Raw genomic sequence first — 20,177 nt, forward strand, 5'->3', positions numbered from 1 at the left:
GCCGTCACCACGCGACCGCGTAGAGATTGCCGAACGCCTTGTCGAGCGCGGTGCGCACCGCCGGCGAATGCTGGTAGATCGAGATGAATTTGCGGATGCGCGGATCGTTCACGCTGTCGGGCCGCACTACCCACTGGATTGCGAAGATCTTGTTCTCGGTGCCGTCGAAGAGCAGCGCACTGTTCGGATCGGTCGTGCCGGCGAGCTTGATGAAGCTCGGATAGCCTTGCGCCAGATCGACGTCATCCAGCGAACGAGCGAGTTGCGACGCTTCAAGCTGCACGATCTTCAGATGTTTCGGGTTGTCGACGATGTCGAGCGTGGTCGCGCGGTAATCGATGCCCGGTTTCAGCTTGATCAGCCCGGCACGTTGCAGCAACAGCAGCCCGCGACCGCCGTTCACCGGATCGTTGGCGATCGCGACAGTCGCGCCGTCTTTCAACTCGTCGAAGCGCTTCACCTTCTTCGAGTACAAACCGATCTTCATGATCGTGCCCGGTGCGATCGCAACAAAGTTGTAACCGCCCTGCTTCTTCGCGTTCTCGAGAAACGGAATGTGCTGGAAATAGTTGACGTCGATGTCCTTGTTCGCCAGCGCCGCATTCGGCGTATTCCAGTCGGTGAACTCGATGATCTTCACGTCGAGGCCCTGATCTTTCGCTTCGCGCGCTGCGATTTTCAGCGCTTCGATCTGCGGGCTCGTCGCGATGCCGATCTTCAACGTGGGTAGATCGGCGGCCACAGCGACAGACGCGGATGCCGCAAACACGAGTGCGCTACCGAGCGCGAGCATGGGCAAGCGCCCCGCCACGCGGAAGAAGCGCCGCACGCTGGACAGGAAAAATTTCATGGTGAACTCAATCGACGAGGTTGGTCGGGGCGTGCCGCTTCCGGCCTGACGGCGCAGATCGGCGCCACTGGTGTCGGGTGCGCCCGTGGGCGGCTTGGGACGTTTGATGCGCGATACGTAGACGAGCTAGCGGCTCAGCGCGGACAGCGGAAATGCGGGCAGGTCATCGCCTCTCTCCAGATGAGGTGCAGACGATGATAGGGCTGGCTAGGAGCGCGGTCTACGAACGGATTTTCGAATGGAAATCGCGAAATGCGATATGGATGCGCGGAAACGGGCAGTCGAGCTACCGTTCTGGCCGCGAAATAAAAAAAGCTGGCGAACCGGATGCACCGGATCGCCAGCTAACACAAGGCACCAACAAGGAACCTGCGTGGGAGCCACTAGCGCATGACGCGCCCAATCAACTTAACGCTTCGCGATCTGCTGTTGCGCATTGCTGTTTGCTACATCGGCCGCGGCCGTAACGGGCATGCCATCCCAACCGCCGCCAAGCGCACGGATCAGGTTGACAGTCGACACCGCCTGAGTACCGGTCAAACGGCTCGCCTGCAATTGCGACACCAGCACCGAACGCTCGCTGTCGATCACGTTCAGATAGCTCACCTGCCCTTCCTCGTACTGCGTCTGCGACAGATGTGCCGCGCGCTGCGACGCGACCACCGCGTCGCTTTGCGCGCTGATCTGATCGTCGAGCAGACGCAGATCGGCGAGGTTGTCCTCGACTTCGCGGAACGCGACGAGCACCTGCTGACGATACTGCGCCACATCCTCGTCATATTTCGCACGGGCCTGGTCGAGACCGGCACGGCGGCGACCACCATCGAAAAGCGGCAGCGTCAGTGCCGTGCCGGCCAAAGGCCCAAGCAGGAAGGTTCGGCTCGACCACATGAACAGACTGCCCAACGTCGCCGATTCATACCCAAACGCACCGGTGATATCGAGCTTCGGGAAGAACGCCGACTTCGCCAGACCGACGCGCGCATTGGCCGCAGCCATCGCCCGCTCGGCCGCCGAGATATCCGGACGACGTTCGAGCAACGCGGACGGCAAACCTGCCGGCACACGCGCAACGACCGGCACCAGCGGCGTTTCCGCGAACGAGAAATCGGCGGGCGCCTTGCCGAGCAGGATGGCGAGACTGTGCTCCGATGCCGCGCGCTGACGTGCTACGCCGACCGCGTCGGCGCGTGCCGATGCAAGTTCGTTGCGAGCCTGCGCGACGTCGAGTTCGCTGATATCGCCTTCCTTGAAACGACGTTCGGTCAACTTCAGCGAGTCCTCACGCAATTTGACGGTCTGGCGGTACAGCCCCTGATCGGTGTCGAACTGACGCAACTGGAAATAGTTCTGCGCGACATCCGCCTGCAGCGCGAGCTGCACCGAGCGGAACAGCGCTTCGCTCTGCTGTGCATCGGCACGTGCCGCATTGACGTTCGATCCGACCCGCCCGAACAGATCCGCTTCGTATGAAACGGTGCCCTGCGCGCGCCACAGCGTCGTGGTTGACGAACCATTGCTCTGCGGCAGGAACTGCGATGCCGATGACGCCGTTTCACGCGTCGGACCAAAGCCCGCATCGAGCGACGGGAACCACGCGGAGCGAGCCGCCTGGGTCAGCGCACGTGCCTGCTGCACACGTGCAGCCGCCGCCTTCAGATCCTGGTTCGCCGATGCAGCCTGTTGCTCCAGATCGTTCAGCGTCGAATCGCCGAACACCGTCCACCATTCGCCGCGATGCTCGGCATCGGCCGGTTGTGCGGGCTTCCACGTGCCCGCATCCTGCGCACTGATCGCAGGCGCTTCCTTGAAGGCGGCCGGTGTCGGTGCATCGGGCCGCTTGTACGTCGGCTCTACAGAGCAGGCTGCGAGCAGCATCAGCAGCAAGCCGCTCGCGGCCGCCCGGCTCCAGCCGGGCAAAGATTCAAGCCTTTTCATTATTGGTTTCTCCTCAGGCGTGCGTCGCCGGCAACGCTTGATGCGGCGAATCCTTCTGCGCCACATGAATCTTGCCGCCCGCGAGCGTACGCAGTACCACATAGAACACCGGTGTCAGCATCAGGCCGAACAGCGTCACGCCGAGCATGCCGAAGAACACCGCGATACCCATTGCATGGCGCATTTCCGAACCCGCGCCGGTCGACAGCACGAGCGGTACCACGCCCATGATGAAAGCGATCGACGTCATCAGGATCGGGCGCAGACGCATGCGGCTCGCCTCGATGGCCGCCGACAGCGGCGAATGGCCATCGTGTTCGAGCTCGCGCGCGAACTCGACGATCAGGATGGCGTTTTTCGACGCCAGCCCCACCAGCACCATCAAGCCGATCTGCGTGAAGATGTTGTTGTCGCCCTGTGTGAGCCACACACCGGTCAACGCGGACAGCAGGCTCATCGGCACGATCAGGATCACCGCGAGCGGCAACGACAGGCTTTCATACAACGCAGCGAGCACGAGGAACACGAGCAGCACGCTGATCGGGAACACCCACATGCCGGCATTGCCCGCCAGCATCTGCTGGTACGTCAGGTCGGTCCATTCGAGCTTCACGCCACGCGGCAAGGTTTCCGCCGCGATGCGTTCGGCCGCAGCCTGCGCCTGGTTCGTCGAGTAGCCCGGCGCCGGACCGCTGTTGATGTCCGCAGCGGTGTAGCCGTTGTAGCGCACCACCATTTCCGGACCATACGTCGGCGTCACCGTGACGAGCGACGACAGCGGCACCATATCGCCGGCGGCATTGCGCGTCTTCAGTTGCAGGATGTCGTCCGCGCGCTGCCGGAACGGCGCATCGGCCTGCACCCGCACCTGGTACACGCGACCGAAGCGGTTGAAGTCGTTCACATACAACGAGCCGAGGTAGATCTGCATCGTGTTGAACACATCGGTAACCGGCACACCGAGCTGTTTCGCCTTCACACGGTCCAGATCGACGTTGAGCTGCGGCACGTTAATCTGATAGCTGGAGAAAGTCGGCCCGAGTTCAGGCGTCGTCGATGCCTTCTTGATGAACGCCTGGCTTGCGTTATTCAACTCCGCATAACCGACCGCGCCGTGGTCTTCCAGCTGCAGCTTGAAGCCACCAAGCGTACCGAGACCGAGCACCGGCGGCGGCGGAAACACCGCCACGAACGAATCCTTGATCGCGCCATATTGCTGATTCAGCGCACCGGCAATCGCACCCGCCGACAACGTCTTGCTACCGCGCTCCTTAAACGGCTTCAGCGTCACGAACACAATGCCCGCGCTGGAACTGTTCGTGAAGCCATTCACCGACAGACCCGGGAACGCCACCGCACTTTCGACACCCGGCTGCTTCAGCGCAATCGCGCTCATGTCGCGAATCACCTTCTCCGTGCGATCGAGCGACGCACCGTTCGGCAGTTGCGCAAAGGCGATCAGGTATTCCTTGTCCTGCGCCGGCACGAAGCCGCCGGGCACGACGTGCGTGATCAGCACGGTCGCGCCGAGCAGCACTGCATACACGACAAGCATCGCGCCCTTGCGCTTGAGCGCACCGTTCACGCCTCGGCCGTACGCGGTCGAACCACGCCGGAACACCTTGTTGAAGCCCGCGAAGAAACGGCCGAGCACACGGTCCATCACGCGCGTCAGCACGTCTGGCTTCGCACCGTGGTCGCGCAGCAGCAACGATGCAAGTGCCGGCGACAGCGTCAGCGAGTTGAACGCCGAGATCACCGTCGAGATCGCGATGGTCATCGCGAACTGCTTGTAGAACTGACCGGTCAGGCCCGTCATGAACGCGAGCGGCACGAACACGGCAACCAGCGTGAGCGCAATAGCGATAATTGGCCCGCTCACTTCCTGCATCGCCTTATAGGTCGCATCACGCGCACTAAGCCCGCTTTCGATGTTCCGCTCGACGTTCTCCACCACCACGATCGCATCGTCGACGACGATCCCGATGGCGAGCACCATCCCGAACAGCGACAACGCGTTGATCGAGAAACCGAACGCCAGCAGCAGCGAGAACGTTCCGATGATCGACACCGGTACCGCGATCAACGGAATGATCGACGCGCGCCACGTTTGCAGGAACACGATCACCACGATCACGACGAGCGCGATGGCTTCGAGCAGCGTGTGCACGACCGCCTCGATACTCGAGCGCACGAACTGCGTCGGGTCATAGACGATCTTGTAGTCGACACCAGCCGGGAAGTCCTGCTGCAATTCCTTCATGGTTGCCCGGACTTCGTCGGAAATCTGCAGCGAGTTCGCGCCCGGCGACTGGTTGATCGCGAGTGCGACGGCCGGCTTGTTGTCGAGCAACGAACGCAGACCGTATTCCGATGCAGCAAGCTCGATGCGTCCGAGATCGCGCAGATACGTGACCGCGCCATCGGGCGCAGTCTTGACGACGATGTCGCCGAATTCACTTTCTGTACGCAGACGGCCGCGTGCATTCACCGACAACTGCAACGGCGTGCCCGGCACCGACGGCGATGCGCCGATCGTCCCGGCCGCCACCTGGATGTTCTGCTCGCGAATCGCATTGACGACATCGGTAGCGGTCAGGTCGCGCTGTGCAACCTTCTGCGGATCGAGCCAGATACGCATCGAATAGTCACCGGCTCCCCACAGCTGCACCTGGCCGACGCCCTTGATCCGTTCGAGCCGGTCCTTGACGTTGAGCAGCGCATAGTTGCGCAGGTACGTCATGTCGTACTGGTTGTTCGGCGAGATCAGGTGGACCACCATCGTCAACGTCGGCGAACTCTTGATCGTCGTCACACCGAGCCGCTGCACGTCATCCGGTAGACGCGGCAACGCCTGGTTCACGCGGTTCTGCACGAGCTGCGTGGCGAGATCCGGGTTGGTGCCGAGCTTGAACGTCACGGTGAGCGTCAGGTTGCCGTCGCTATTGGCCTGCGACTGCATGTACAGCATGTTCTCGACGCCGTTGATCTGCTCTTCGAGCGGCGACGCGACCGCTTCTGCGATCACCTTCGGATTCGCACCGGGATACTGCGCGTGAACCACCACCGAAGGCGGCACCACTTCCGGATATTCGGAGATCGGCAGCTGGAACAGCGAAATCACGCCTCCCAGCAGGATCAGGACCGACAGCACACCCGCAAAGATCGGCCGGTCGATAAAAAATTTGGATATGTTCATTGGAGGCTCTTGATGTTGGAGCGCTTGCGCGTGTCGAACGGTGCGAGCTCGTGGCTCGCGCGGTTCAGCCTGGACGACAGATCACGTCCGCGGTTCACGAATTCTTCTCCGCCTTCGCTTGCGTCTGTGCGGGGGCTTGTGCGTCCGCCTGGGCCGGTGCCGGCTTCGCTGCAGGTGTTTTCGTCTGGGCGACCGGTGCTGCATTCGGATCGACGTCGGCGTTCATCGGCACCATGTGCGCGCGCACCTGATCGCCCGGCCGCACACGCTGCGTACCGTTCACGACGATGCGATCGCCGGCCGCAAGACCGCTCTTGATGACACGCAGACCTTCCTGTTGCGCACCGAGCGACACTTCGCGATACGCAACGTGGTCATCCTTGTCGACGACGAACACAAACTTCTTGTCCTGATCGGTATTGACCGCCGCGTCGTCGATCATCACCGCCGGATGCGGCACGCTACCGCTGACCTTCACACGCGCGTACAGCCCTGGCACGAGCACACCGTCCGCGTTATCGAAACGCGCGCGAACGCGGATCGTGCCCGACGATGTATCAAGCCGGTTGTCCACCGATTCGATCGTGCCGCTGCGCGAGTAGCCCGTTTCGTCGGCGAGACCGAGTTCGACCGGTACCTTGCCGTCCTTCACGCGGCTGATGTACTGCAGATAGGTTTGTTCGTCGGCATCGAACGATGCGTAGATCGGCGAGACGGAAACGAGCGTCGTGAGCGGCGCAGCGCTGGCGCCCGCCGACACGACGTTGCCGAGCGTGATTTCCGCACGCGATACGCGACCCGACACCGGCGCGACGATCTTCGTGTAGCCGAGGTTGATGCGCGCGGTTTCGAGCGCGGCTTCAGCGGCCTTCTGGTTTGCATTGGCTTCGCGCGACGCGTTCTGCTTCTCGTCGTAGTCGCGTTTCGCGATTGCGTTGTCGCTGAGCAGACGCTGCGCGCGTTCCCAGTCGCTCTGCGCATAACCGCTACGTGCCTGCGTGGCAGCGAGCTGCGCCGCCGCACGATCGACTTCAGCCTGATACGGACGCGGGTCGATGACGAACAGCGTGTCGCCCTTTTTCACGAGCGCGCCGTCCTTGAAATTCACCGAGACGATCGTGCCCGATACCAGCGGGCGCACGTCGACCTTCTCGATGGCTTCGAGGCGGCCCGAATAGCTTTGCCAGTCGGTGATCGTCTTCTGGATGACCGTCGCCACATCGACTTCGGGAACGATCGCCGACGCAGACTGCGCCGGCGCGCGTGCATCGACGCGGATCGCGCCCAGCGTACCGAGCCCGGCTACGACGAGGACTGCGACCGTGGCGATTGCCAGGCGGGGGCGGGAGAGCGGAAGAATGGACATGTTGGCTCCAAGGTGGTTTCTGTGATCAATCAAGTTGTTTGTTTGGCTGCGCGCGCGTCCCGGACCTCGCGGGCCTCACGGGCCTCGCGACTGTCGCGGACATCGCGGGTGTCGCGCATCGCGAAGCGGCACTGGAAGAAGCGCACGGCTTCCTCGAGAGCGGCCGGATGTTCGGCAACGGCGGCATGCGACACGCTCGGGTAGCGGACCACCTGGGTCAGCACGCCCGCGTCGATCAGGCTGCTCGCGTACTTCTCGGCCTCGACGTGCAGCACATCGTTTTGTGCGGTGATGACCAGCGTGGCCGGCAGACCTGCAAGCCGCGCCGATTCGAGGGGCGCAGCATACGGATGCATGCGCTGCGACGCCTGCGGCAAATACGCGCGGTAGCAGGCTGCGCATTCGCTCGCGGTGATGTCCGAACTCAGTCGACGCTCGTCGCCGAGCCGCGTGAGGCTTGGATCGAGCATTGGACCGAACAGCGCCTGCGCATCGATGCGCACGTCGCCGCGGTCGCGCCCGATGAACGCGAGACAGTTGGCCAGTTGCCCACCGGCGTCATGGCCCGCCACACCCAGACGCCGCGTATTGCCGCCGAACGTGCGTGCGTTGGTCTGCGCCCAGAGCGCGGCGAGGTGCGCGTCTTCGGGCGCGGCGGGAAACGGAAAGCGCGGCGCGAGCGAATAACCGACCGACACTACGAGAGCCGGTAAGCGCTCTGCTAAATAGCGTGCGGCGGTGTCGGCGGCATCGATCGAGCCGCGTACGAAGCCGCCGCCGTGGAAGTACAGCAGCACCGGTAGCCCTGACTTGCCGGCGAGCCGGTAAAGACGCAGCGTGATCGGCTGTGCGTAACCCTCGATCTGTACATCGGTGAGTTCCAGCGAGGTGCCGTCCTCCACGAGGCCCGGGGCCGAGGGAGTGAAGGAGTACGGCGGTTTGAATGCATCCATGTCGAGCAGCGCAATGCGCACAGAAAGGCGATGGTGCGAATTGTGGGTTCAGCAGACTCGCAAATAAATGCCTATAATCCGGCAACACAATTCGGTGCACCTGAACAATCGCCTCGCTTATCGGCTGGGCGGCTTTCCTCCAGATGCACCTGCCCTTTCGGAGGTTTGCAATGGACCGGCTTCAGGCCATGCAAGTGTTCACCCGGGTCGTCGACACCAACAGTTTCACGCGCGCAGCGGAAACGCTCGACATGCCGCGCGCGTCGGTCACGACCATCATCCAGAATCTCGAAGCGTTTCTTGGCGTACGCCTGATGCACCGGACCACCCGACGCCTCTCGCTGACGCCCGATGGCGCTGCCTACTACGAGCGTTGCGTGCGGATTCTCGCGGATGTCGAGGAAACCGAAGCAAGCTTCCAGAGCGGCAACAAGAAGCCGCACGGCAAGCTGCGCATCGACATGCCGGGCTCGATCGGCCGGTTGATCGTGATTCCTTCCCTGTGCGAATTCCACACTCGCTACCCGGATATTGATCTGCAGCTCGGCTTGACGGACCGGCCGGTGGATTTGCTGCAAGAGGGTGTCGATTGCGTGGTGCGCGTGGGCGCGCTGCAGGATTCGTCGCTGGTGGCGCGACGCATCGGGTTATTCGAAGGCGTGTCGTGTGCGGCGCCCGATTACCTCGCAAAGTTTGGCACACCGCAGACATTCGAAGATCTCGAGCAGCACAAGGCCGTGAATTACTTTTCGAACCGCACGGGGCGCGTGATCGACTGGGCGTTTCTGGTGGACGGCAAGGAAGTCGAGGCGAAGATGAAGGGCATCGTATCGGTTAACGATGCGGATGCTTACGTCACCTGCGGGCTGGAGGGATTCGGTTTGATCCAGCCGGCGCGCTTTATGGTGCTGCCGCATTTGCAGTCGGGGCAACTGGTGGAGGTGCTGCCGCATCTGAAGCCGCTGCCGATGCCGATTTCGGCGGTGTATCCGCATAGCCGGCATCTGTCGTCGAAGGTGCGGGTGTTTGTCGACTGGATTGCCGAGGTGTTCGATCGGTGTCCGCTGTTGAGTGGGCGGGCGAGTCTTGATAAGACTTGTACCATGCGGACGCCTGAGCAACGCGAGGCGGCTTCTGCGCTGGATACGCCGGTTATGACGGAGTGGGTAGCGTAGGGTTGCTTTTTCTGCCTGTGCAGGCGGCTTGCTTTTTGTGCCTCGCGGCTGGTTTTTTGTTTGCCTGGGCCGGCGGCTTTTCGTTAGTGCCTCGCGGCTGGTTCTCGTTTGCCTCGGCCGGCGGCTCTTCGTTAGCGCCTCGCGGCGCAGGCGTTGCCCCTGTGCGGGGCGGCACCTTCTTTCTTTGCCGCGGCAAAGAAAGAAGGCAAAGAAAGCCGCTCGACACGATAGCGGGTCCTTTCCATGTGCAGCCTTCGTGGCCCGCGCCTAAGTGTCGTCCTCGCACTGACACGGTAGTGGTCCGAGACGAGATCACACCTCGTGCCTTCAATGGTAGTGACCAGGCGGTCATCCGTTCCGGCGAGCTTCGCCGCCGATGGGCATAGCCCCCTTCGTCTTCGTTTAGCGCACCCTCGTCTTCGACTTCAGTCTTCCTCGTTGCTCTTCAACGCGCCTCCTTAACTTCGTCGCCAGCTTGCCGTTCAGGCTTGTGCTTCGAACTACCTCAACGTTCGCATTGGGCTTTGACGCCCCCCGGGCCGGATTTCCGTTGTGGTCACCCATCCGCGAGCACGTAGTGCGAGTGGGATGAATGACGGCTTGGTCACTACCGCTGAATGCGCGAGAGATGGTCTCGTCTCGGACCACTGTGGTGTCAGTGCGAGGACGACACTTAGGTGCGGGCCACTCTGGCTACACACGGAAAGGACTCGCTATCGTGTCGAGCGGCTTTCTTTGCCTTCTTTCTTTGCCGCGGCAAAGAAAGAAGGTGCCGCCCCGCACAGGGGCAACGCCTGCGCCGCGAGGCGCCAAATCGCAGCCGCCTGCACAGGCAAACCAGCCGCGAGGCGCTAACTAAAGCCGCCGGCACAGGCAGAAAACCCCATTGTTCCATTCCGACGACAATTCATTTCACAAAAGCATGATTTATCGCACGAGCACGAAGGCCTACATTTCACCCTGTCGCAACGCAGATTAATAACCGTTGCAAACGAATCACAGGAGTGAACGATGAAACACCAATTGATCGCAGGTCTTCTGCTGTCGCTCGCTGCCAGCACGGCAGCATTCGCCGACGGCGGCATCGGCCGGGCAGGCACCTACAACGACTACACGTGGGCCAATAGCAGTAACAACCAGGCACCGAAAACCCGCGCAGAAGTCCGCGCAGAACTCGTGCAGGCCTATCGCGACGGCTCGCTGCCAGCCCTGAGCCGCAATGCGTATCCAGACAAAAGCCTGGTGGCCAGCACACAGGCCGAACGTATCGCCGCCCAGGAACGCAATGCCGACAACGCCACCCGTGTCGCGCGCAGCCAGTAACACTGCGCTCACGTCACGTGCAACGTAGATCCAGTGTCCGGCACAAGCACGAACACCGAATACTGGACACACCCATCATTCGAAGGAGTCCATCATGAACCCATCCGAACTCGACGACTGGTCAACCGATACGCCCGTGTGGACGCCGTACCGCGCGCATTGAATCACCACACGGGCAGTGTGCCTTACCGATGCGGCACGCCGTCGCGCCACTCGCCCCAGTGCGTTGCAATGTCCTGCACCAGCGGATTGCCCGCGTTATACAGGTTGTCGACCGCAATCGAGAAACCGCCCTGCGCCGCGTAGTTCAACAGATTGTCCGCACTCGTCTGGCCCGCATACGGCCGGTCGAAATCGGACCCTGAACGCAGCACCGCAACGCGGCTCAGGTCCACACGCTTCACCGTGGCCGCACGTGTCAGCGCTTCATAGGTGGAGTTGTCTTCCTGTTGCGTCGTGCAATACACGCCCTTGCCGTCGGTCAGGATGTTCGTCCAGTCGCGCGCACGCTGACCGATGTCAGTGCCCGACCACCATGTGTCGCCGGCCAGCGTGTCGCACTGGATCACGCTCGGCGGCTGGTTCGCAGGCGCATAGCTGAACTTCGCGCGCGCAGCCTGGGCCTGGGCGTTGTCTTCGAGCGTCACGTTACGCGACAGGGCGAATGCGGCATCCGCGAGCTGCGTATTGAGCTGGAACACTTCGGTCTTGTAGTCGAGCGGCGGTTTTTGCGTCGGGCCTGTCGTGTTGATGCCGAGATAACCCGTGGTCCAGCCCGGCGGAATTTCTCGTCCGTCGATTTCCCACTGGATCCCGAAGTCGACCAGGTATTTGGCCCACGCCGCGGAACCCACTGTGCCGCGCAGCGGATCGATACCGGCAATGCCCGCCACCATGAAGTACGTATGCCGCAAATCGAATTTCGGCGAGAACGCCAACGCCATCGTCGATGCGGTAGCGTTCGCGTGACCCATGCCGGTCGTCATCACGCAGACTTCCTGTTTGTTGCAATGCACGGTCGGATAGTCCGGCGACAATCCGGCCACCGTGATCTCCTGCCACGGGCCGAGATGGTCGAGCCAGACCTGGCCTTCCGGCGCGAACATGGAGATGATCATCACCTTCACATGGCGTGCCTGCGAGCTCGAGTCGTTTTGTGCGAAGCTGTTGCTGTCATCGGCATTCGCCGCGAGCGGCGACACAGCACACGCCGCCAGCATCAAGGCTGGAATGGCACCAAAAGTACGGATCAACATAGGAGGTCCTTCCTTTGTTCTATGTGGCGTTGGGAGGAATAACTTGCCTGTATTGCAGATGCGGCAGGATGCCGGATATATCCGGCGCCTCCTGCGAGGGGTGACGTAAAGCGGAATCAAGTATACGTGGCCGCATTTCTTTTGCCATCACGCATTTTTTACGCAATCCGCGTCGTCATCACGTCCCGTTCAGTAATTTATGCGGATCGGTTCGCCAGTCGTGGCGCGCCGCATCCTGTAGTCGAACGCTTGCCTGGTTCGTTCCCAAACCTTCCGACAGGAGCAACACGATGGACTATGTCAAACTCGGCCGCACCGGCATCGACGTCTCACGTCTGTGTCTCGGCTGCATGAGCTACGGCGCCCCCGATCGCGGCGCGCACGCGTGGTCGCTCGACGAAGCGCAGGCGCGTCCGTTCATCAAGCAGGCGCTCGATCACGGCATCAACTTCTTCGATACCGCCAACGTCTACTCGCTCGGCACGAGCGAGGAAATCGTCGGGCGTGCACTGAAGGATCTCGCGCGTCGCGACGAAATCGTACTCGCCACCAAGGTCTTCAACCGGATGCGTCCAGGGCCGAATGGCGCCGGCCTGTCGCGCAAGGCGATCATGACCGAGATCGACGCCAGTCTGCGTCGGCTCGGTACCGACTACGTCGATCTCTATCAAATTCATCGGTGGGACTATCACACGCCGATCGAAGAAACCATGGAAGCGCTCCATGACGTCGTCAAAGCCGGCAAGGCGCGTTATATCGGCGCGTCGTCGATGTACGCGTGGCAGTTCTCGAAGGCACTGCATGTCGCCGAGCAGCACGGCTGGACCCGCTTCGTCACCATGCAGAATTACGTGAATCTGCTGTACCGCGAAGAAGAACGCGAGATGCTGCCGCTGTGCGAAAGCGAAGGCATCGGTGTGATTCCGTGGAGCCCGCTTGCCCGGGGTCGCCTGACGCGCGAATGGAATACGAGTAGCGCGCGTTCGGAAACCGATGAATTCGGCCGTACGCTCTACGCGCATACCGAAGAGGCGGATCGCAAGGTCGTTGAGCGGGTCGGCGAAATCGCAGCCGCCCGCGGTGTGCCGCGCGCGCAGGTTGCACTTGCGTGGGTGCTACAGAAGAAACCGATCACAGCGCCGATTGTCGGTGCAACGAAGCTGCATCATCTGGACGATGCTGTGGCCGCACTGTCGCTCGAACTAAGCGGCGACGAGATCGCAAAACTCGAAGAGCTTTACGTGCCGCACGCGGTGGCCGGGTTCAAATAGGAATCGACGCGGAAATACTCGCGCACGCGGAATCGAACGCTCTCGGCGGATTCCGCGTTTTCGTCCACCTTGCTAAAGCGCGCAGCTTCGCCGCGACAGCGGTCGCGCCCAATGTGACCGCTATCGAGCCGCTTACGGCTCGCCCCTACACTCGCTATTCGCTCCTCACGCCCTAGCCTCAGCCGCAGCGGCTTGAGGAGACATACGTCATTGAACGTGGCGTGGCGCTTCCGCATTCAATCTCGCGACCTGAACAGCAAAACTGTACAGCTAAACTGTACATATGCTATATTCCGCCCATGGTCAAACAAGCACACACATCTGAAGCCTCCCAGCTCGCCGCTCTAGCGGGAGAACTGCGCATTTCCCTGAGCAAGCTGATTCGCCGGGTGCGTGAGCAAGCCTCCGCTGGCGATTTCACTTCGTCGCAGCAGTCGGTGCTGCTACGTCTCGAGCGCGACGGTCCCGCCACCGTCTCCGCCCTCGCCCGTGCCGAAAGCGTGCGCCCGCAGTCCATGCGCATCACAGTGGCTAGCCTCGAAGCCATGGGCGCTATCAGTGGCGAACCCGATCCGGAAGATGGCCGGCAAACCCTGATCGCGCTGACTCCCAGTCTACGAAAAACCGTCAAGGCCAGCCGCGCCGCGAAAGAAGACTGGCTGGTCCGTGCGTTGCAAGCACAACTGTCCTCGCAGGAACAGGAGCAACTCGCCGTCGCAGTGAAACTGCTGCAGCGGCTTGCCGACTTCTGAGTCCTCGCCAACCTTCGCAGGAAACACATGGCCCTCACCACGCTCGATCCCGACACCGCCCTCATCGTCGTCGATCTGCAAAAAGGGATCGTCAGCCTCCCGCTCGCTCACTCCATCGGCGCCGTCGTAGAACGATCGCGCGCGCTACTCGATGCGTTTCGCGAACACGGTTTGCCGGTCGTACTGGTCAATGTTGCAGGCGGAGCACCGGGCCGCGTCGAACGACCACGCCAGGGCGCGCCCTTCTCGCCCGACTGGACCGATCTCATTGCCGACCTCGATCAGCAGCCTGGCGACATCGCCGTGACGAAGCGAACCTGGGGTGCCTTCGCCAGCACCGATCTCGAACACAAGCTGAAGGCGTTGGGCGTGACCCAGGTCGTCGTCGCCGGAGTAGCGACCGGAACCGGTGTCGAATCGACGGCTCGCCAGGCTTATGAACTGGGATTCAACGTGACCCTGGCGCTCGACGCGATGACCGACTCGCGCCCCGAAGCACACGACTACAGCATCAAGAACGTCTTTCCGCGGCTCGGCGAAACCGGCACGGCCCAGGACATCATCGATCTGCTCAAGACAAGGAGTGTCTGAAAATGAACTGGCATCATCTCGTGTCATGGTTTTTCGGCGGCGCGGTTCTTGCAAACGCCGTGCCGCATCTGGTTAGCGGCTTGATGGGAAAACCGTTTCAAAGCCCCTTTGCCACGCCTCGAGGAGAAGGATTTTCGTCATCGACGGTGAACGCGTTGTGGGGTTTTCTCAACCTGATCATCGGCTATCTGCTCGTCTGTCGTGTCGGCGATTTCAATCTGGGCAGCACCGTTGATGTGATCGCGCTCGGGCTCGGCATCCTGGGCATGAGCCTGTTCGCCGCGCGGCATTTTGGGCGCTTTAACGGCGGCAATACGCCGGAGCATTCGTGAGCATTCCTGCAACGGGTGTCTTCCGTTCGCTGAAGAGCTTCAACTATCGGGTCTGGGCAGCCGGCGCACTGGTGTCCAATGTAGGCACATGGATGCAGCGCACGGCGCAGGACTGGCTGGTGCTGACTCAGCTCACGCATCACAACGCTTCAGCGGTGGGTACGGTCATGGCGCTGCAGTTCGGACCACAGCTTCTGCTGCTGCCCTGGACCGGCTATGCCGCCGATCACTACAACCAGCGCAAACTGCTGATCGCCACCCAGGCAACAATGGGCGCGCTGGCACTCGCGCTCGGATTACTCACGGTAACCGGCATCGTCCAGCTCTGGCATGTGTACGTGTTCGCGTTTCTATTCGGTTGCGCGGCAGCGTTCGACGCGCCCGTGCGCCAGACCTTCGTCACCGAACTGGTCGGCGATGCGGATCTGCCGAACGCCGTGGCGCTCAACTCGACCTCGTTCAACGCTGCAAGGATGATCGGACCGGCCGCGTCGGGAATCGTCATCGCATCGGTCGGTACCGGTTGGGCATTTCTGATCAACGGTGCCAGTTTCGTTGCGGTGCTCGCTTCGTTGTCGTTGTTCCGCGCGTCCGAACTGCGCCCCAACGTGAGGGCACGCCGTACGCCAGGCGGTTTCACTGAAGGGTTCCGCTACGTGTGGTCGCGTCCGGACCTGCTGGCCATCCTCGTCATGCTGTTCCTGATCGGCACGTTCGGACTGAACTTCCCGATCTTCATCTCGACGATGGCCGTCGGCGTCTTTCACGCCGATGCGCGAGGCTATGGTCTGCTGTCGTCGATGATGGCTATCGGCACGGTCTCGGGTGCGCTGCTGGCCGCGGGTCGTGACAAACCAAGGTTCTCGTCGTTGATCATCGGCGCCGCGATGTTCGGGGTCGGCTGTACGCTGGCCGCTATCGCTCCGAGCTACTGGCTGTTCGGCAGCGCGCTGGTTGTGATCGGTGTCGCCGCCTTGACCTTCACCAACACGACCAACAGCCTGATGCAGTTGTCGACCGCGCCCGCCATGCGCGGACGGGTGATGGCGATGCGAATTGGCATTGCACTCGGAGGCACGCCGATCGGTGCGCCGATCGTCGGCTGGGTAGCAGACCATCCGGGCCCGCGCTGGTCGCTCGGCGTGGGTGCGGCTTCGGGTTTTGCGGCGGCGCTGGTGGGCATCTATGCCTTGACGCAGAAGATCCATCGGCCACGTGAAAACAGCTAGCTAAACCGCGATCCTCGAACCGCGTACGCGGGTACCTAGCCGCACGGGCGCAATCACGACGTTCGACAGCAGTCGCAAATCGAACGGCATGCTGCGGCGGCGGATATCGGCAAGCCAGGGGGAGATGGCGGTGACGTGGGAGGCTAGTGGCAATCAGGTGTATCCACCAACTCGCTGTCATCCTGACTCGCCCGGCATCAAAGCTACCGGGTCCGCACTTTCAGTTTCACTTGAAGCAACGTCAGCGCACCGAGCGCAAACACGGCAAAGGTCCACGTACCGTCGTGATGCAGCAACACCGAGGCAGTCGCAGCAATACCCGCCAGCCCTTGCTGCAGGAAACCGCACAAAGCCATTGCGTGGGCGCCGTAGTCCTGGGCATCGCTGACGGCAGTCGCCATGCTGTTCGGAAACAGCACCGCCTGACCAAAAATCGTCAGGCAGTACAGCGCGATGAAAATCCACAGCCCGACGAAATGATTCAGCAGGCCACTCAATGAAGACACGAGCATCAGTGTGGTCGCAAGCGCGATCAGCGCCGCGCCAGCGTGCATCAGTCGCACACCCCCGAGCCGCTTCACCAGGCGATTGACCAGCATCGCACCACTGAAGTACGCGACGCCGATCAGCAAGCCGATACTGCCGAACCCCGTCACGGCCACGCCGAAATGCTCCTGAAACACGAAAGGACTCACTTCCTGCAACGTCACGGTCGTGGCGAATCCTAACCCTCCCGCGCACGCGGGCCAGAGGAAACCGGAGCGCTGCAGTACGATCCAGTACGTGCCTGCCATACCCGACTTGACTGCCGTGGGGTGCCCCGTCTTCAAAGGCAGGGAATACGACGCGCCGATCGCCACCGCGGCGGTAACGGCCATCAGCACAAAACCCGCTTGCCAATGGCTGTACTGACCGATCAACCCGCCGATAAACTGCCCTCCGCCCAGTGCAGCAATGAAGGCGATCGATAGTACGGAAAGTCGTCGCGCCAGTTCGTCGCAACGCCAGTTATCCCGCACGATAATTCTGGCGATGATCGCTGCACCGCCGCCGGCAACACCCTGCAGGGCGCGCAACACCAGCAGTTCCAGCGCAGAAGTACAGCTTGCGAGCAGTAGGCTCGTGGTCGCAAACAGCAGCAGGGAAATCAGCAAAGGACCGCGTCTTCCCCAGCGCTCCGCAGCGGCGCCCCAAAACAGGACTGGCAACGCTGCGCCGATGACATAGGCGGAGATCGATAGCTCGACACTCGCCTGCGTCATCTTCAGGTCGCGCATGACGACGGGTAAAGACGGTAGATAAACCGTTGTCGCCATCTGTGCCATAAAGACGATCAGGCATGTCATGGCAATCACGCGAAAAGCCGATCGGGCGTTTTCCAGCGGAGTATCGGCGGCAAGAGCAGGTTTGTTACTCACGGCCGACCTTGAACCAGTTCAGGTTTTGGGCGAAGGAGATCGTATTGTTCCCGGATTCCATGCGGCAAGCCTAACTTTTCCTCCCGAAGAAGCTAAGCAACTTTTCGACATAACGATATATCTCTATGAATGCGTCAGCATCGCAATGACCAACGAGTCAATTGCACGCTATGCCGGCAGCAAACCCGCCACGCGATACCCCTCGATTAACGCGTCATAGAGTGCGATATCCGAGCGACTCCGCGCCATCAACTGAGCGCCTGCGATCGCCGCGAAAATCGCGCGAGCCCGTGGCTCTGCCTCTTTAGAATCGACTACACCAGCAGCGGACAAAACCTTGCTCAGCCATGCGATATTCACATCGGCAAAGGTCTGAACCTCTTGCATCACCACATCCGGCAGGTCATCGTGCTCGGCGGCCATGAAGCTGCAGAGGCACATCCGGTTATCACGCTCAAGCGCCTTACGAAACGTCTCGGGATACTGGCGCAGGCAGCGGAGCGGATCTGCGGATTCGGCCAGCATTGCATCCAGCGCAGCCGCTGAATCCTCCCAATAACGCCTCGCTACCGCCGCGCCAAGATCGGCCTTGCTTGGGAAGTGGTGATAGATGCTCGCGGCCTTGATACCCACATCGTCCGCAAGGTCGCGAAAATTCAATCCGCTGTAGCCGTGCGCCTGCGCAATCGCTCTCGCGGCCGCGAGAATGCTCTCGCTGGTGTTTGAGTTCGCTTCGTTTCTCATTGCTGCCGACCTCGAGAGTCAAATTGGTTGTTGACGTGGGTCATTGTAGCTCCTATAGTCAGCCTACCAACTGTTAGGTAGACAAGAGCAACCATGAATTCCACTATCGATTTCGATGCAACCACATCCGCTGTAATGAAGATCCACGATTGGCCCACCGGCCCTTATCCGGCTCGCGTCCGTATAGCGCTGGCCGAGAAAAACCTGCGATCACGCGTTCAGTTTGTGACGGTCAATCTTCCGCAGGGCGAGCACAAGAAGCCCGAGTTCCTGCTCAAGAACTACTCAGGCACGCTGCCGGTACTCGAACTGGAGGACGGGACGTTCGTTGCCGAGTGCACGGCGATTACCGAATACCTCGATGCACTCGATGGCACGCCGACGCTGACCGGCAGAACACCGCGCGAGAGAGGTTTAATCCACATGATGAGTAAGCGCGCCGAACTGGAGTTGCTCGATGCGATTAGCGTTTATTTCCATCACGCAACACCGGGGCTTGGACCCGACGTGGAGATTTATCAGAACGCCGAGTGGGGGTTCCGTCAGCGCGACAAGGCGCTGAGGGGTATGCACTATTTCGATAGCGTTCTGAGAAGGCAACCGTTTGTCGCCGGTGAGGTTTTCTCGATGGCCGATATCACGGTCATCGGCGGTCTGATCTTTGCGGGGCTCGTGGAACTGCCGGTACCCGACGAATGCGAAGCGCTTCAAGCCTGGTACGCGAGAATGCAGGAGCGACCCAGCGTAAAGAACCGTGTGACGATGTCCGAGCCGGTTCAGGCATCCGCCTGAAGTCGCTGGCCCCAACAACTGCCTATTGCACCCGCGGCCGCGGCACATCAGGCTCAAAAAACACCCACTTCGCCTGCGGAAACACCGCCTGCAGATCCGCTTCGATCACATTGATCGCATCGACCATCGCGCGGCCGCTCGTGTAATCGATCATCTCGGCCTGCACCGCGACGACGATATGCCGGCCCCATTGCAGCGTGATCAGATTGATGATGCTGCGAATTTCACTGCGCGCCCGCAGATGCGCCTCGATCGCGCGCCGCACTTCCGGGCTCGCCGATTCGCCCATCATCATCGACTTCACTTCACGCGCTACAAGCCATGCGATCACCATCAGCAGCACACCAACGCCGATCGAACCAAGCGCGTCGTACATCGGATTGCCGGTCACCATCGTGAGCAGCACGGCGACGAATGCGATGGCAAGCCCCGCCAGCGCAGCAATGTCTTCACCCGCCACAACCAACAGATCCGACTCGCGTGTCTCGCGAAACCATCGCCACATCGATTTGTCCGGATGCTGCTTGCGAATCTCGCGGATCGCGCCCATTAGCGAGAAGGTTTCGAGCACAACCGAAATACCCAGCACAGCGAGCGCGACGAACGCATGCGACAGCGGCTCATGCTCCATCAACCGGTGAATCCCCTCATACACCGAGAACGCACCGCCAACGAAAAACAGCAGCAACGCGACGATCAACGAATAGAAATAGATGGCGCGGCCGGCGCCCAGCGGATGCAGCACGGTCGCGGGCCGACGCGCCTGGCGCAGCCCGAACAGCAGCAGCAACTGGTTGCCGCAATCGGCGGTGGAGTGGATCGCTTCGGCAAACATCGAGCCGGAGCCGGTGAACGCCGCGGCAGCAAACTTGCAGACCGCAATGCCGAGGTTAGCGGCGAGCGCGTAGAAAATGGCTTTCGGCGATTCTTCTGTCATCGTCGGGGGAGGCGGGTTGTGGTGCGATCAAGGGAACCGCCTTTTTAACAC

16 protein-coding genes and 1 pseudogene are annotated in these 20,177 nt (G+C 61.4%); 8 read left to right on the plus strand and 9 right to left on the minus strand.

Annotation, left to right across the window (positions count from 1 at the left end; all coding sequences use genetic code 11):
* Positions 1-4: 4 nt before the first annotated feature.
* From BWP39_RS24265 to BWP39_RS24285, 5 genes and pseudogenes are all read right to left on the minus strand, one after another.
* Positions 5-850 (minus strand): MetQ/NlpA family ABC transporter substrate-binding protein, encoded by an 846-nt coding sequence (locus BWP39_RS24265; RefSeq protein ID WP_096724812.1) that lies wholly within the window; start codon positions 848-850, stop codon positions 5-7.
* Positions 851-1,258: 408 nt separating this feature from the next.
* On the minus strand, positions 1,259-2,788 hold the full coding sequence (locus tag BWP39_RS24270) for an efflux transporter outer membrane subunit (protein WP_096724814.1): 1,530 nt from the start codon (positions 2,786-2,788) through the stop codon (positions 1,259-1,261).
* A gap of 13 nt (positions 2,789-2,801) precedes the next feature.
* On the minus strand, positions 2,802-5,987 hold the full coding sequence (locus BWP39_RS24275; RefSeq protein WP_096724816.1) for an efflux RND transporter permease subunit: 3,186 nt from the start codon (positions 5,985-5,987) through the stop codon (positions 2,802-2,804).
* Positions 5,988-6,081: 94 nt separating this feature from the next.
* Entirely contained in the window at positions 6,082-7,353 is a 1,272-nt protein-coding gene (locus BWP39_RS24280) for an efflux RND transporter periplasmic adaptor subunit (RefSeq protein WP_096724818.1), read from the minus strand.
* Positions 7,354-7,466: 113 nt separating this feature from the next.
* Positions 7,467-8,306 (minus strand): annotated as a pseudogene (locus BWP39_RS24285) (alpha/beta hydrolase); the annotation flags it as partial.
* Between the two features lie 170 nt (positions 8,307-8,476).
* Between BWP39_RS24285 and BWP39_RS24290 the strand changes: the two are divergent.
* Positions 8,477-9,481 carry a LysR family transcriptional regulator gene (locus tag BWP39_RS24290; RefSeq protein WP_096724820.1) on the plus strand — a complete coding sequence of 335 codons (1,005 nt, stop codon included), beginning with the start codon at positions 8,477-8,479 and terminating at the stop codon, positions 9,479-9,481.
* A gap of 1,011 nt (positions 9,482-10,492) precedes the next feature.
* Positions 10,493-10,804: a DUF4148 domain-containing protein gene (locus BWP39_RS24295; protein WP_096724822.1), complete on the plus strand. Its 312-nt coding sequence runs from the start codon at positions 10,493-10,495 to the stop codon at positions 10,802-10,804.
* 185 nt (positions 10,805-10,989) lie between these two features.
* Here BWP39_RS24295 and BWP39_RS24300 read toward each other — a convergent pair whose 3' ends face one another.
* The gene (locus tag BWP39_RS24300) at positions 10,990-12,060 is read right to left on the minus strand and encodes a purine-nucleoside phosphorylase (protein WP_096724824.1); all 1,071 of its coding nucleotides are present in this window, start codon (positions 12,058-12,060) and stop codon (positions 10,990-10,992) included.
* A 290-nt stretch (positions 12,061-12,350) separates the two neighbouring features.
* Between BWP39_RS24300 and BWP39_RS24305 the strand changes: the two genes are divergently transcribed.
* The 5 genes from BWP39_RS24305 (at position 12,351) to BWP39_RS24325 (ending at position 16,235) form a co-directional block, all read left to right on the plus strand.
* A complete protein-coding gene (locus BWP39_RS24305; protein WP_096724825.1) occupies positions 12,351-13,331 on the plus strand; it encodes an aldo/keto reductase in 981 nt (326 codons plus the stop codon).
* A 299-nt stretch (positions 13,332-13,630) separates the two neighbouring features.
* Positions 13,631-14,083 carry a MarR family winged helix-turn-helix transcriptional regulator gene (locus BWP39_RS24310; RefSeq protein ID WP_096724826.1) on the plus strand — a complete coding sequence of 151 codons (453 nt, stop codon included), beginning with the start codon at positions 13,631-13,633 and terminating at the stop codon, positions 14,081-14,083.
* 27 nt (positions 14,084-14,110) lie between these two features.
* Positions 14,111-14,674: an isochorismatase family protein gene (locus tag BWP39_RS24315; RefSeq protein WP_096724827.1), complete on the plus strand. Its 564-nt coding sequence runs from the start codon at positions 14,111-14,113 to the stop codon at positions 14,672-14,674.
* Between the two features lie 2 nt (positions 14,675-14,676).
* Positions 14,677-15,006 carry a hypothetical protein gene (locus tag BWP39_RS24320; protein WP_096724828.1) on the plus strand — a complete coding sequence of 110 codons (330 nt, stop codon included), beginning with the start codon at positions 14,677-14,679 and terminating at the stop codon, positions 15,004-15,006.
* Positions 15,003-16,235: an MFS transporter gene (locus tag BWP39_RS24325; protein WP_096724829.1), complete on the plus strand. Its 1,233-nt coding sequence runs from the start codon at positions 15,003-15,005 to the stop codon at positions 16,233-16,235. The genes BWP39_RS24320 and BWP39_RS24325 overlap by 4 nt, the downstream gene beginning before the upstream one ends.
* A 203-nt stretch (positions 16,236-16,438) precedes the next feature.
* Here the strand turns inward: BWP39_RS24325 and BWP39_RS24330 are convergent, their stop codons facing one another.
* On the minus strand, positions 16,439-17,581 hold the full coding sequence (locus tag BWP39_RS24330; RefSeq protein WP_170043898.1) for an MFS transporter: 1,143 nt from the start codon (positions 17,579-17,581) through the stop codon (positions 16,439-16,441).
* A 240-nt stretch (positions 17,582-17,821) separates the two neighbouring features.
* The gene (locus BWP39_RS24335) at positions 17,822-18,397 is read right to left on the minus strand and encodes a TetR/AcrR family transcriptional regulator (protein WP_096724831.1); all 576 of its coding nucleotides are present in this window, start codon (positions 18,395-18,397) and stop codon (positions 17,822-17,824) included.
* A gap of 93 nt (positions 18,398-18,490) precedes the next feature.
* Between BWP39_RS24335 and BWP39_RS24340 the strand changes: the two genes are divergently transcribed.
* On the plus strand, positions 18,491-19,189 hold the full coding sequence (locus tag BWP39_RS24340) for a glutathione S-transferase (RefSeq protein WP_235851471.1): 699 nt from the start codon (positions 18,491-18,493) through the stop codon (positions 19,187-19,189).
* 22 nt (positions 19,190-19,211) lie between these two features.
* Here BWP39_RS24340 and BWP39_RS24345 read toward each other — a convergent pair whose 3' ends face one another.
* Entirely contained in the window at positions 19,212-20,126 is a 915-nt protein-coding gene (locus BWP39_RS24345; RefSeq protein ID WP_096724833.1) for a cation diffusion facilitator family transporter, read from the minus strand.
* Positions 20,127-20,177: the final 51 nt, after the last annotated feature.

This window comes from Paraburkholderia acidicola (assembly GCF_002362315.1).
Lineage (GTDB): Bacteria > Pseudomonadota > Gammaproteobacteria > Burkholderiales > Burkholderiaceae > Paraburkholderia > Paraburkholderia acidicola.

Coding starts and splice junctions, on each gene's coding strand:
- BWP39_RS24265 (WP_096724812.1), bottom strand. CDS start 850: ATGAAATTTTTCCTGTCCAGCGTGCGGCGCTTCTTCCGCGTGGCGGGG.
- BWP39_RS24270 (WP_096724814.1), bottom strand. CDS start 2,788: ATGAAAAGGCTTGAATCTTTGCCCGGCTGGAGCCGGGCGGCCGCGAGC.
- BWP39_RS24275 (WP_096724816.1), bottom strand. CDS start 5,987: ATGAACATATCCAAATTTTTTATCGACCGGCCGATCTTTGCGGGTGTG.
- BWP39_RS24280 (WP_096724818.1), bottom strand. CDS start 7,353: ATGTCCATTCTTCCGCTCTCCCGCCCCCGCCTGGCAATCGCCACGGTC.
- BWP39_RS24290 (WP_096724820.1), top strand. CDS start 8,477: ATGGACCGGCTTCAGGCCATGCAAGTGTTCACCCGGGTCGTCGACACC.
- BWP39_RS24295 (WP_096724822.1), top strand. CDS start 10,493: ATGAAACACCAATTGATCGCAGGTCTTCTGCTGTCGCTCGCTGCCAGC.
- BWP39_RS24300 (WP_096724824.1), bottom strand. CDS start 12,060: ATGTTGATCCGTACTTTTGGTGCCATTCCAGCCTTGATGCTGGCGGCG.
- BWP39_RS24305 (WP_096724825.1), top strand. CDS start 12,351: ATGGACTATGTCAAACTCGGCCGCACCGGCATCGACGTCTCACGTCTG.
- BWP39_RS24310 (WP_096724826.1), top strand. CDS start 13,631: ATGGTCAAACAAGCACACACATCTGAAGCCTCCCAGCTCGCCGCTCTA.
- BWP39_RS24315 (WP_096724827.1), top strand. CDS start 14,111: ATGGCCCTCACCACGCTCGATCCCGACACCGCCCTCATCGTCGTCGAT.
- BWP39_RS24320 (WP_096724828.1), top strand. CDS start 14,677: ATGAACTGGCATCATCTCGTGTCATGGTTTTTCGGCGGCGCGGTTCTT.
- BWP39_RS24330 (WP_170043898.1), bottom strand. CDS start 17,581: ATGACATGCCTGATCGTCTTTATGGCACAGATGGCGACAACGGTTTAT.
- BWP39_RS24335 (WP_096724831.1), bottom strand. CDS start 18,397: ATGAGAAACGAAGCGAACTCAAACACCAGCGAGAGCATTCTCGCGGCC.
- BWP39_RS24340 (WP_235851471.1), top strand. CDS start 18,491: ATGAATTCCACTATCGATTTCGATGCAACCACATCCGCTGTAATGAAG.
- BWP39_RS24345 (WP_096724833.1), bottom strand. CDS start 20,126: ATGACAGAAGAATCGCCGAAAGCCATTTTCTACGCGCTCGCCGCTAAC.